The 14,101-nt window shown below is 34.9% G+C and carries 8 protein-coding genes; all 8 read right to left on the bottom strand.

The genetic code is table 11. The features are described 5' to 3' along the window. Nucleotides 1-198: 198 nt before the first annotated feature. Nucleotides 199-2,928 (bottom strand): DNA gyrase/topoisomerase IV subunit A, encoded by a 2,730-nt coding sequence (locus ACNO7W_RS02130; RefSeq protein ID WP_417936826.1) that lies wholly within the window; start codon nucleotides 2,926-2,928, stop codon nucleotides 199-201. A 90-nt stretch (nucleotides 2,929-3,018) separates the two neighbouring features. Continuing rightward, on the bottom strand, nucleotides 3,019-5,226 hold the full coding sequence (locus tag ACNO7W_RS02125) for a 2OG-Fe(II) oxygenase (RefSeq protein WP_417936825.1): 2,208 nt from the start codon (nucleotides 5,224-5,226) through the stop codon (nucleotides 3,019-3,021). 16 nt (nucleotides 5,227-5,242) lie between these two features. Next, on the bottom strand, nucleotides 5,243-6,658 hold the full coding sequence (locus tag ACNO7W_RS02120; protein WP_417936824.1) for a YecA family protein: 1,416 nt from the start codon (nucleotides 6,656-6,658) through the stop codon (nucleotides 5,243-5,245). Between the two features lie 418 nt (nucleotides 6,659-7,076). Beyond that, complete coding sequence (locus tag ACNO7W_RS02115; protein ID WP_417936823.1) at nucleotides 7,077-7,316, bottom strand: hypothetical protein; 240 nt, start codon at nucleotides 7,314-7,316, stop codon at nucleotides 7,077-7,079. 204 nt (nucleotides 7,317-7,520) lie between these two features. Further along, nucleotides 7,521-11,033, bottom strand: a complete 3,513-nt coding sequence (locus ACNO7W_RS02110; RefSeq protein ID WP_417936822.1) for an SNF2-related protein — start codon at nucleotides 11,031-11,033, stop codon at nucleotides 7,521-7,523. 356 nt (nucleotides 11,034-11,389) lie between these two features. Then, nucleotides 11,390-11,698: a nucleotidyltransferase domain-containing protein gene (locus tag ACNO7W_RS02105; protein ID WP_143386440.1), complete on the bottom strand. Its 309-nt coding sequence runs from the start codon at nucleotides 11,696-11,698 to the stop codon at nucleotides 11,390-11,392. Further along, nucleotides 11,695-12,096, bottom strand: coding sequence for a nucleotidyltransferase substrate binding protein (locus tag ACNO7W_RS02100; protein ID WP_143386439.1), 402 nt, complete (start codon nucleotides 12,094-12,096; stop codon nucleotides 11,695-11,697). The genes ACNO7W_RS02105 and ACNO7W_RS02100 overlap by 4 nt, the downstream gene beginning before the upstream one ends. A 23-nt stretch (nucleotides 12,097-12,119) precedes the next feature. Continuing rightward, nucleotides 12,120-13,982, bottom strand: a complete 1,863-nt coding sequence (locus ACNO7W_RS02095) for a DNA topoisomerase IV subunit B (protein WP_417936821.1) — start codon at nucleotides 13,980-13,982, stop codon at nucleotides 12,120-12,122. Nucleotides 13,983-14,101: the final 119 nt, after the last annotated feature.

The following is a 14,101-nucleotide window of genomic DNA, read 5'->3' as shown; positions in this document are numbered from 1 at the left end:
CTTGTGGAAACAAATACAAATAAAAGAACACAGATTGTACTGATTAAGCAGATTTACACTGATTTATAGGCTAATATAAAAACAGTTAAACACGAATTTCATTAATTCCCACTAATTAATTCGTGCAAATTCGTGAAATTCGTGTTAAATATCCTATTCAATATTGTGTCAAGACGGTAGTCTTTTCAGAAGCTTTTTTTAGTCTAAAGACAATGTTATTTGACCATCGTCATCCAATTGAATGTCAATATCATCAGCATCTGTTTCCCCTTGAACTTCTATTTCTTCCGGAATAATTTCCTCTGGAATTTCATACGGCAAAGATTCCAAAAGATTTACTTGTTTCAATTTATCAGTTGTCAATTGATTACCGAGCGCTTTAAACCCTTTTAAAGCAATAAAGGATTCAATATCAACCGTCATACTCTCTTTCTGAACTCCTTTTACTTTTGCAAAAACTAATTCGGCAACAGGGCGATAATCCGTAGATACAATTTCCAGATTTGAATTAGGATGTTCAGTGATAAAACTTTCTTCTTTGTTTTCTGTTTCTACTAAAAAACGTTTGATGTAATAGCGTTCTTTTTCACCATCATAATAGATAGCTGAAATTGGTTTTTTAGGAACCCATTTTTCCAAAACTACCATATCTTCATCAAAATGTGTAGACAATTCCGGTGTAATTACTTTTATTTTTCCAGATTGTGATATTATAAGAATCTTATCACTTGGTCTAAATTCTCCCAGCAGTTCTCCCCTTCCATCAACATTAAGTCTTTGCACAGTATCGTCAAACCAAACTTTTCGAGGCAATAAAGTCGAAATTCCTTTCTCTTTTAATTCTATTTTTTTGATCGGATATTTAGTAACCAAATTTCCTTTGGAAGCACGCCCTTTTATGGCTAAACTGGCAAAATCAATATCGAATTTCAGTTTTTTGACACTTCCTACCTGACGTAATAGTATCGTAATTACCTCCGCTTCACCATTTGGATTACAAGAGAAATACACTACTTGAGAACCTGCAGTTTCATTGGTTAAATCATAGGCTTTGTCACGGGTTACCCCAGAAACATTGAATCTTTTTATATAGGAAGGACCAGATTTCCCGTCACGGTAAATCATATTGTAAATCGTACGCTTATCACTTTTGTCAAAAATAGCAATATGGATAATATCTTTACCTACAAAAGTTTTAGCATCTACTTTGGTAATCATCATTTTACCATCTCGCAGAAAAACAATTACATCATCAATATCGGAACAATCCGTAACGTATTCGTCTTTTTTCAAACTCGTTCCTACAAAACCTTCTTCTCTATTTACATACAGTTTCGTGTTTCTTAAAACCACTTTGGTAGCTTCGATATCATCAAAAATACGAAGCTCCGTTTGGCGTTCGCGTCCTTTCCCGTATTTCTCTTTTAACTTAGTAAAATAGGCAATTGCAAAATCAATCAGATGTTCTAAGTTGTGTTTTACTTGTTCAATATCGCCTTCCAATGATTCGATTTTGTCCTGTGCTTTATTGCTGTCAAATTTAGAAATACGCATGATTCGGATATCCAATAAACGCAGAATATCTTCTTCGGTAACCGCACGTTTTAAGTGTTTCGTATGTGGTTTCAAACCATCATCAACTGATCTGATTACACCTTCTCTAGTCGTTTCCTCTTCAATTAAACGGTAAATTTTATTCTCGATAAAGATACGTTCCAAAGAAAGAAAATGCCATTGTTCCTCCAATTCACTCAACTGGATTTCGAGTTCGCTTTTCAGCAATTGGACGGTTCTATTGGTTGAAATTTTCAACATCGCAGTAACCCCAATAAACAATGGTTTATTATCTTCAATAACACAACCCAATGGTGCCACCGAAGTTTCACAGGCCGTGAATGCGAACAACGCATCAATGGTTTTGTCTGGAGAAACACCTGAAAAAAGGTGAATTAATATCTCAACCTCAGCAGCGGTATTGTCCTCAATTTTCTTGATTTTGATTTTCCCCTTTTCATTCGCTTTCAAAATACTGTCAATCAAAGTCGTCGTATTGGTCGAAAACGGAATTTGGGTAATCACCAAGGTATTCTTGTCTAGCTGTGCAATTTTGGCACGTACACGTACACGTCCGCCACGCAATCCATCATTATAATTGGACACATCGGCAATACCTTGTGTCATAAAATCAGGATAAAGTGTAAAAGGTTTCCCTTTTAATATTTTTATCGAAGAATCAATTAGTTCATTAAAATTATGAGGTAAGACTTTCGTCGAAAGACCGACAGCGATTCCCTCTGCTCCAGAAGCCAATAATAATGGGAATTTTACAGGCAGATTATTGGGCTCCGCACGACGACCATCGTAAGAAACTCCCCAGTCAGTAATCTTTGGAGAATATAAAACTTCCAAGGCAAATTTAGACAAACGCGCTTCGATATAACGAGAAGCCGCAGCTCCATCTCCCGTTAGGATATTTCCCCAGTTTCCCTGACAGTCAATCAGCAGTTCTTTCTGACCAATTTGTACCATCGCATCACCAATACTCTGATCTCCGTGTGGGTGATACTGCATCGTGTGCCCTACTACATTAGCCACTTTATTATAACGACCATCATCTAATTCTTTCAAGGAGTGCATGATACGGCGTTGTACCGGCTTAAAGCCATCTTCAATCGCAGGAACTGCACGCTCCAGAATTACATACGATGCATAATCCAAAAACCAATCTTTATACATTCCTGTAACTTTGGTTATGGTATCATTTTCATCTTCTTGGTTTTCGTAAAAATGCTGTCCCTCAAAAGATTTTTTATCTACATCAATAATTTCATCCGAATCATTTTCTTCTAGATTTTCATCAGTAGAATGATTCTCCGAATTATTTTCTTCGTTTGCTGGAATTATGTTATCGTCTTCTTCGTCTTTCATTTATTGAAATCGATTTTATTTTTTACTTGTTACAAACTTAACTAATAATAACTATTATTCAAAAGTTATGTTTTTTGTATGCACTAAACCCTATTCCAACTTCCCCAATAAAACACAATCCTGTTCCCATTTTTTGAGTTCCACTTTATAGGCATTGGTGTTTTTGGTGAGTCGTAGGGTATGTGGCGATCCTTTTCGGATGGTTTCTAAATCTAAATCTATGGTTACATTTTGTATGGCAGACTCCATTTCGCTTCTATTGGCTTGTAAACTTTTAAAGTCATATAGTTGCTCTGTTGGCGATTGCAAAAAATTATTCAAAATAGCCCAAACCTTTGAATAACTGCTTTTTTGAGGCACTGCTCTTGACCAGTTTGCGGGAATTTGTGGTTTGTTGGCTACTCTATTTTCTAAATGTTTTTTGGCAATAGTTAAAATAGCATTTCCTAATACCGTATCTTTTAAATTGTTAACCAAAATTGTATCTATCAAATAATCATTCACAAAATCTCTGTCCAAATTTTGTGTGATGCATTGTGCTACACTAGCTATCCATACAGTATCCTTTTCTTTGTATTGGGCTATTTGTATGCAATTGGACAGTAAACTTTTTAAAATAGTCCCCTTATGTTCCAAAAAGTTAAAACCAACAAGAGAATTAGGCAATTTTTCAAGAACTTTTTTTGATAATTTTGAGAACAGCGTTTTATTTAATCGATTTAAAATTGTCAATAAATGATTCAAATTTTTACTGTTCTTCATTATCGCATCATCCAATACAACATCATCAAAAGGTACTGTCGAAAAACGAGTCAATAATTCCATCCATTTATCGGTTGAAATATTCGAAAAATAGTTGATTAAAACATTTTTTGATTCTTGATTGATAAAATCAGCATCATTTACAACCTTCAAAAAGTCAACGATAGCATCAAAAGATTCCGTTTCTTCTTCTCTCGAATTGTAGGTTTCTGTCAAATGATATTGAAAAATTTCTTTGCCCATTTCTTTTTCAAAATCGGTTATGGAATCCCATCTTGAAGCGTAATATTGCAACCATTTTAATTTTGTAAAAATGGATGCTTCTTTCAAAATGGCCAAATGATTTTCTTTTTTCCAAAACACAACAGCTCCATAATGGTACCAAAACATCATTTCCATTCCAGCGTTTCCTGTATAACCTTCGGCTTCTTTTTCTATAGGATCGCCATCATTTATTTCAAAATTATAGATTAAATCCTCTGTATTTACACTTCTTACATCTATTGCAGGAAGAGCTGAAGAATCCCAATGATTAATTGATATATACTCCTCATAAATTTCGCCCATTTCGGCTGAATCTACATCAATATCATCTTCATAATCATCATAATAGCTTCTTCGGTTATCATAATCCATTTCCAGCGAACCAGCTTGGTAGGAAGTCACAAGAGCCAGTTTTGCGTAATAACCTGCTTTTTCGGCAGCTTTTAACAAAACTTCTGCCACTGGTCTGTCCTTGAGTTTTAGCTGTTCTAATGAAAAATTTGTTGGAGTATATTGATGCCCTAACAGATAAACGTAAGGCATATCAGTACGCTCTGTCTGGCTTTGAAATAAGTCCTCAATTGCATCAATTTCAGGAAGTAATGAGGTTAATTTTATATTATTTTCTACTTGCAGGTCAATTAGATTATAAACCAAACAAACTCTGTATCCAGAAGTCGTCGGTTTAATTTCGTGTTGACAATCGGCATAAAAAGCAACGTAAGGAAGTGTATCGTTAGAACAATTTTCGGCAAAAGAAACACTATGCTCTTCTCCATCGAATGAAAGGACTAATTCTCCCCCCGAATGTTTGGAGGGCAATCCAATAATCAGTGTTCCAAACATTCCTTTTTCTTTTTCAGAATCTTTGTGCGGCAGAAAAAAATCGCCTACTTCATAAATAAGCATTTTGTATAAATGCGTCTCTATTTTTTTATTTTCAATACCCAAATCGGGTTTGATTTTGGTTATCGTTTTATCGATTAAATTAGTCCAATTATTGCCTTCAAACTCAATTTGAGAAGCATCTATTTCCCAACAATTCCGAACATTTGTATCAAGAATAGTTTCACTTCCTTTTCCAAAAGGTGCTTTATGTGCAATCGAAATAAGGGCTTGAATTTGTATTTTATTGAGGGGAAATGCAATTTCATCCAAATTTTTGACACTCATTTTTGGAAAACAAAAATCATTTACGCCTGCGCTAAAAAAAGTACCCGAAGTTGCAATTTTATCAAGTGCTTCAGTTAGTTGTTTTTTAAAATCTTTCATTTTTTTATAATCCGAATTAGTTCAAACAGCATTTTTTAAATTTCTTTCCGCTACCACAATGGCAAGGATCATTTCGACCTATTTTTTCGTGTAGTTCTTTTACAATTGGTTTTTCAACAAAATTAGCTCCCGAATTGCCAAAAAGATAATTCAATCTTTCGTCTGCTTTCTTTTGTTCCTCAATAATTTTCGCTTCGCCTTTAAGTATAGATACTGAAAGTTCCCCAATAGTTTCCAATTCTGACGCTATCATTGGTTTGAAATCTGAAAAATTATGTTTATCAAAGGTTAAACTTTTGTTGAAAATTTCCGCCTCTGTTTCAAACTCAATTTCCGAAATACCGTCTGGTTTTTGCCATTTATGAACAAAATTAAATTCCCATAACGAAGCGGGTTCATTAGCAATTAAAACTCCTTTGAGTTCTTGAGAAGTGGCTATAAATTCGCTGTAGGTTTTGGAATCTATTAGTTCTTTTTCAAACAAAAAGTCATACACATAAACGCTTCCCCAAAGTATCGCATATTTATCCGACTTATCATTAGAGAAAAATCCACCCGATATTTCCTGAAGAAATTTATCGAATTCTTGCGTTTCAATTGCAAAGTGGTTTTGAGATTCTTCGTTATTTGCCCTCCAATAACGCATCAAAAGCTCCCAGATTTTTGAGCTTACGGCAAAACAAATATTCTTTTGCAACATTTCTTTAATAAACTGTGCCTGAAGAATATGGTAGGCTTCCGATTTGTTTTCTAAAAATAATGCTTGAATCGATTTTGCATCCCAATTGTCCTCGAAAAGCCCTTTTTCAAATAAAGTTATACTTTGTTCTATTTCTATAAAATCAAAAGTATATTTTTGAATGTCTTGTACTACTTTTTCTTTTTCAAAAACGATTCCTGCTTGACTTGCCAAATAGTGTTTTTCTAAAGAATTAAATAATTTTATTATAATCAAATCATATTCTGAACCAGCAATTAAGGTATCGCAATTACTAACGGCTTCAAAATTAGCATCGACTGCTCTTTCTACTATATTGATATGTTGGTAAAATAATAGGGTTTTAAAAACGGATAAAAACTGATCGTAATTGGCTTCAACATTTTTTGAAGCATCTTCGAAAACTTTTTCTATTTCAGGAATATCGTTTTGATACCCATAATAAGATGTTAGAAAATTATTTGAATAAACCGAGGTCTCTTCGTATATCTCGGGATGTTTTTCTTTGATTAAATTTACAAAATTGATGACTTTTTCAAACTTTTTTGCGGTTTCGTGATGCCCTTGCACCTCTAAGACAACTTCTGTAACATCGTATTCTTCTGTGAAATTTTCGGGTAATTCTTCCGAGAAAAACACCATTGCTTCATCATAAATATCTAATGTATTCTCGGTTGAATTCATATAAACATCCCAAAATTCTTCTGCTTTCATATTTTTAATTATTTACAAATAAACCATTTAACCCATTATTGTCTAATTTTCAATCTATTTTTAACCTGTAAAAATAGCCCTTTCTTCAATACTTTCATTATCAAAATCCGATGAAATTTGCTTTTTTATTTTGGACAAAATAATAAGTATCTATATTTTGATTTTCATTTATTAACTTATTGCTTAACGAATAAAAATGGGGATTTGATTTTAAGGAATGTATTAAATCTAAATTTCGTTTAATCCAATCTAACTCAATATCTAAAGGAAAATGCGCCGATACTATATCACTCCAATCATCATTATAAAGATGCAAAGACATCATTTCATTCTTTAAACATAACTCAAAAAACTCCTTGACCCTTTTATCTAAAGGATTGTAGTGCAATTTTAAAACCGAATTATTACCGAAAATCATTTAAAATTCGAAAACGTAAATTTCCTCACTCAAATTTAGCATTCTTAATTTGAAATCTGGAGGACGATTAAACTCTTTCTGACCAAATCCGAAACAATCAAAAAGGTCATCATTGAGTAAAACCATCAAACCTGCTATTTCTTTTTTTAACAACAAACAATTACAGAACAAAGCCGTATTCAATTCTAACTTGGCTAATTCTTTGTACACCTTTTTTGGTAAAGTATAGTTTTTATTCACTTGGTTTTTATTTTTAGGTCTTCCTTTTAGACTTTTTATCCTTTGAGAGCCGTTTGGTTTTGCGTGAGGGATGGCAGTGGAGCTCTTTTTTTGAATTGCACCGCCTTTAAAGGCGGTGCAATTCAAAAAAAAGCGGGAACGTACAGCCCGACCCGTAGTTTTTACGAAGGGTCACGCCCACACACTGACGAAGTAAATTAAAATCTACCCCACTACAAACAACTCCCTCAACTCGGTATTACTCAAATTCCCAATCCAATTTTCGCCTGTGGAAACGGTCATTTCGGCTAGGGCTTTTTTGGATTGAATCATATCGTTTATTTTTTCTTCGAAGGTGTTTTTGGTGATAAAACGATGCACCATTACGTTGCTTTTTTGCCCAATTCTGTAGGCTCTGTCCGTTGCTTGGGCTTCTACGGCGGGGTTCCACCAAAGGTCAAAATGGATGACATGATTGGCGGCAGTAAGGTTCAAACCCGTTCCTGCGGCTTTGAGCGAAAGGATAAACACCTTATCGGCACGGTTGTTCTGGAAACCATCGACCATTGTTGCACGCTGTTTCAAGTTACAGCCTCCGTGGTAAAACAGCGGTTCTTCTTTGTATCTTTCTGTGATAAAATGCTTTAGCAAATTACCCATTTCTGTAAATTGGGTAAAAATCAATACTTTTTCACCACTTTCAATAATGCTGTCCAATCGATTAAATAATAATTCCATTTTGCCACTTAGCGAAGCGTCAAGAATATTGTTTTTTAAATATTGTGTGGGATGATTGCATATTTGTTTGAGTGCCAGAATCATCTGGAGAACCAATCCTTGTCGGACAAAAAGGGCTTTATCATCGCTAAGGTCTAAACTATCGATGTCTTCCATAGCCTTTTGTAGCGTTTTTTCATACAAACTAGCTTGCTCATTAGCAAGGGTCGAATAACAATCCATTTCGATTTTATCCGGTAAATCAGAAATAATAGATTTGTCCGACTTTAATCGACGCATCATAAAGGGAGCGGTCACTTTCTTTAGATTTTCGGCAACAGCCACGTCATTAAACTGCTGAATCGGGTTACCATACGTTTCGTTAAACTCTTTGAGGTTACCCAAAAAACCACGATTGCTATAATCCATAATACTCCACAATTCGCTCAAACGGTTCTCGACCGGCGTTCCGCTCATCGCTATAAAATGATTGGCACCAATGGTTTTAATGGCTTTGGTTTGTTCGGTATTGGTGTTTTTTATGTTTTGTGCTTCGTCAATTACGAGCGAATGCCATTTTTTCTTTTTCAATTCCTTGGCATCACTACGCACGATTCCATAAGAGGAAATTAACACGTCAAAATCATCGTCCTTATCCAATTTCCGATTCCCACCGTGGTAAATTTTTGTTTTCAAAGTTGGAGCAAATTTCTCGATTTCGGTTTCCCAATTCGTCAAAAGTCCCGTTGGGGCAACGACCAAGGCTTTTTCATTTTCAAGCAATCCATCTTCTTTGTATTTCAATAAAGTGGTAATCACCTGCAAGGTTTTCCCCAATCCCATATCATCGGCAAGAACGGATCCAAAACCAATTTTGGCATTGCGGTACATCCACGAAAACCCGCGGTGTTGGTACGGGCGCAGTTGGGCGTTGATCCCTTTTGGCAATTCGATTTCCGAAAAATTAGTCAGTTCGTCAATCAAATCCCGTACGTCATCAGTCAAGCCAACTGTAGCTCCTTGGTATTCCCCGCTCAAAGCAGCTCGCAACATTTCAAAAGCCGAAAGCTCTTTGGTGGATGTAAAATGTTTGTGTATTTTTTCTAAATCATTTTGATTGACATAAATATACCTGGATTTGTATTTGAGCAATCCGTCCGACTTTTTGAGTAATTTATTAAATTCTGCTTCGCTCATCAGCGTGTCACCAATGGCAATTTGCCAATCAAAATCGAATAATTTTCCGAGCGTAATAAACGATTTTCCTTCCGTTTTTCGTTTAATTTTAAGGCTCGCTTTGGGTTTTAAAATCTCTTGCAATGATTTTGGAAGCAAAATATCAATATCCAAAAGCTGAATCGCTGGAATCATTTCCATCAAGAAAGGTGTAAAAACAGCATTGCCCATTACCATCTTATCTGCTCCTTGACTGTTTATATAACCATCTAAACCATCAATAAACGGGCTTAATTGAGTCAGGCTTTGCAGAATTTCGTAGCGATTTTTATCGAATTTTTCTAAATTTAAAATATCGTGCAAGCCATAAGGTGCTTCATCAGGTTGTTGTTGTTTCTCCTTTATATTTAGCGTAATCAAAAAATCATCGGACAATTCACTGACTACAATTTGCGGTTTGTAATTGCCTTGCGTAATAAAATATTTTTGAGTCCAAGCCGAAATACCGCCACTCAAAGCGTCCTCACCCGGTTTTTTGAATCCGTAAATTTCATTTCTGAAAAACAAATTCAAAAACAAATCGGGATTGGGAACATCTTCCAGAATATGGATAATTTCAGTCAAAAACAACGAAAGCAAATTGAATGCCTGATTGTTGTTAATGGCTTTTTGACCTTTTTTTTCTTCCCAAAGAAAAATGGCTGGTGGCAAAATTTCTTCTAATTTTTCGACCAAATCCCGAACGTCCTTACTCAATAGAGCTGGCAACCAGCGTATGGAAAACTCCTTGTTTTGCAATTGCACAATTTGAGGCACCACCGCACCATTTGCCAAAAGATGCACCGAAAAATGCAAAATCGTGTGCAACGAAGCCGTCGAGGGTTGGTAATCCAGTGTTTTGGAAGAATGAATTTGGGCTATCTGTTGCAAGAAATGAAGAAACGAAAACTGGGTTTCATTCACAAAAACCTTTGACTGATAGGTTTCGTCAATCGTGATTTTATTCTGGCTGTGTGGATTTATTTTTTGTTCCTGAAGACTTGCCTTTAGAAACAAATTCTCTAATGATATTTTACCCTGAACTACTTTTTGTGCTGCCTTTACCGTTCTGGCAATTTTAGAACTGTATTTTTCCTTAAAATTTCCAGTACCTTGATAGAACGCAGGAAAATCAGCCAACAAAGCGGTTAACGGTTCGTGTATGGGTGATAGTTTAGAAAAAGATAATTTCTTGTAGGCATTCTCAGGATTATAGTCCGTTGTTTTTTTCTTTTTGGAATCAAAATACAAATCGGTAATCTTCGGAATTTCAGAAGTCGGGGCATTTACAAAAATCCCTAATTTATTGAGTTCGGCAATCAAATTCACTTGGTGTAGCTCAAATACCAAAAACGGGTTATTATCAATCTCGGCACTCACTTTATACACCACTGCAGCCAAGTGTTTGCAAGGCACTGCCCAATCGGGACAACTGCATTGCATCTTGAAATCGGTCCATTGTTTGGGAAACACTTTCATGCCTAAATTTTCGGCAATGGTCAATACTTCGGGATCGAGCTCTCTATTCAACAATTTAGAAATAATGGTTGGCTTTTTTGCCAAAGCACTAATAAACTCCCCCAATTGCGGTTCAAAAAACGGAGGCAAAGTAATATCTACATTATAGGGTTTTGGCCTACTTCCCACTACTTTGGCTTCTATTCTATTGCCCTTGAAAATAATTTTGGTAACCGCCCCTTTCTTGGCATAACTTTTTCCCCGATCCAACCTGTTTTCGTAATCAATATTACTTAACGATTGAAGCCACTGCTGACCCCACCAGGTTTTTCCGAAATTACTTGACATATTTTTATTTTTTATAATTTATGATTGACAAAACACAAATTCTATTTATTATTCTTTCCCTAATTTCCCCTTCAAAAACGCAATCTCCTTCTCTAATTTCTCTACTTTTAATAACTTATTTCTAGAGTTTTTTTCTTTTGTAATTCTTCCAAGAATTTTTCGTGTGAATTTTATCTACTACATAATCTAATAAATACTTTTTTGCAGTAATGTTTTGGTTTTCCCTAAACCGGCGCTTGCCCTTCTATTTGGCTGTCATTGAGCATTGAGAAAAGCATAGAAATTTCCAAATTATTTATTTTCGATTAATTGTTTCCAGACTTCGTTAATTTATTTTTCTTAAAGTTCAAGAAATTTCAAATTTTTTTATAAAAAATTTTCCCTACTCGGTTGATATGGTCTTTTAAACTTTCGGAAGTTAATTGATTATAAATTGAAATGTCAAATAAATAAGGAGTATTCAAATCATCAATTTCGAAATTTATTTCTCCAACTAAACCATACTTCAATTCATTTCCAAAAAGTGTCAGGTCAACATCCGAGCCATTTCTAAAATTCCCTTTTGCTCGGGAACCATAAATAATTACCTTCTCGATTTCAGAATGTTTAACAAAAACTGAATTTATTTTAGAAATCGTTTCTTTATTTAAGCCAAATTTCATCATAAAAATGTTTTCATTCTTTCATTAAAATTAATAAAAGCTAAAAAATAAACCTCTTTTATTTTATGAGCTATTTTGTCGACTGTTTCCTCATTATAGGTATGAACACTTTCATTTCGGCTTTCTATCATGTCCATCCAAATTTGTCCTTCTTCAAATAAACCTTTATTAAAAGCTTCTCTTGTAGCGCTTCTTGATCCAACAATATTTTGAATTCCTTCAAATATCAAAAAGTCTTTCATCACGTTCCAAGCCAATTCATGTGTATATTCAAAACTTTGAATCAAACCCTGCTCTTCAAGTTCATTAAGTTCCCCTTTTTCAATAAATTTTGTTAATTGAGAAAGAGCTTTTCCAAAATTCTGAAACCTCTGCTTCCATCGAACATCTTGATTTTCCATATTATTCTATATCAGTTTGAATTTTAAACTTTCTCAATCACGTCCAATTCTACCTTCAAATTCTTGATGATAAATTCTTGGCGATCTGGAGTATTTTTACCCATATAGAAAGACAATAATTGTTCGATTGAGGTATTTTTATCCATCATAATAGGATCTAAACGAATGGTTTCTCCAATGAAATTTTTGAACTCATCTGGAGAAATTTCTCCCAATCCTTTAAATCGAGTGATCTCCGGTTTTGGTTTTAATTTTTCGATTGCTGCTTTTCGTTCGTCATCAGAATAGCAGTAAATCGTTTCTTTCTTATTTCGAACTCTAAAAAGTGGTGTTTGTAAAATGTACAAATGGCCTTCTTTTATTAATTCAGGAAAAAACTGCAAGAAAAAAGTAATCAATAATAATCGAATGTGCATTCCATCGACATCGGCATCAGTTGCAATTACGATGTTGTTGTAACGCAATTTTTCTAATCCATCTTCAATATCTAGTGCCGCTTGCAATAAATTGAATTCTTCATTTTCATAAACAATTTTCTTGCTCATTCCATACGAATTCAAGGGCTTACCACGTAAACTAAAAACGGCTTGTGTATTTACATCCCGCGATTTGGTAATTGACCCAGAAGCCGAATCTCCCTCAGTAATAAAAAGTGTACTCTCCAAACTTTTAGGATTTTTAGTATCCGGAAGATGGGCACGACAATCCCTTAATTTCTTGTTATGCAAATTAGCTTTTTTGGCTCGATCTGTCGCTAATTTTCTAATACCGGATAATTCTTTACGCTCTCTTTCGGCTTGAATAATTTTTCGCAACAATGCTTCTGCAGTTAGAGGATTCTTGTGTAAATAATTATCTAACTTCGTTTTCACAAAATCATTTACAAAAGTACGAACCGATGGCATTCCTGGTTCAGAACCCATATCAGTTGAACCCAGTTTGGTTTTGGTTTGTGACTCAAAAACCGGCTCCATTACTTTGATGCTAATAGCTGTAACAATAGACTTTCGAACATCTGATGCTTCGAAACTTTTATTGTAATACTCCCGAATGGTTTTCACAATCGCTTCACGATACGCTGCCAAATGTGTTCCTCCTTGCGTTGTATTTTGTCCGTTTACGAAGGAATGGTATTCTTCGCTGTATTGTGTTTTACTGTGCGTTAAGGCAATCTCGATATCATCGCCTTTCAAATGGATGATTGGATATTCTAAATCATCTGCATGAATGGTTTCCTCCAATAAATCTTTCAGACCATTCTCTGAAAAGTATTTTTCGCCATTGAATAAAATGGTCAATCCATTGTTTAAGTAACAATAGTTTTTGAGCATTTTGATTACATATTCGAATCTGAATTTGTAATTTTTGAAAATCGCCTCGTCAGGAGTAAAAGCTACTTTGGTTCCTTTTCGCTTAGTAGTTTCAATAATATCTTCTTCAAGAACCAGATTTCCCGCAGAAAACTCAGCTGCTTTTTGTTTGTCGTCCCGAACGGATTCTACACGAAAATAATTGGACAAAGCATTCACAGCTTTTGTCCCTACTCCATTCAAACCAACGGATTTCTTAAATGCCAATGAATCGTATTTTCCACCCGTATTCATTTTGGAAACTACATCAATCACTTTTCCCAATGGAATTCCGCGACCGTAATCCCTAACAGTAACTGTTTTGTCTTTGATAGTTACCTCAATAGTTTTTCCTGCACCCATGACAAACTCATCGATACAGTTATCGAGCACCTCTTTTAGAAGAATATAAATACCATCATCTGGAGAGGAACCATCGCCAAGTTTCCCAATATACATTCCGGGACGCATGCGAATATGTTCTTTCCAGTCGAGCGACCGAATGTTATCTTCGGTATATTGATTTTGTTCGGACATTTTAAAATTTGTGGATTTTGTGCTAATGTAGTATAATTCGATAAAATTTAAAATAGGAAGCCATCAAAGTTATTAAGAATGATATTGACAACGGAAAAAGACTACAGATTTGAGAATTC

The sequence above is a fragment of the Flavobacterium sp. ZB4R12 genome (genome assembly GCF_048276375.1).
Lineage (GTDB): Bacteria > Bacteroidota > Bacteroidia > Flavobacteriales > Flavobacteriaceae > Flavobacterium > Flavobacterium gawalongense.
This window is presented reverse-complemented; position numbering and strand designations above follow the sequence as displayed.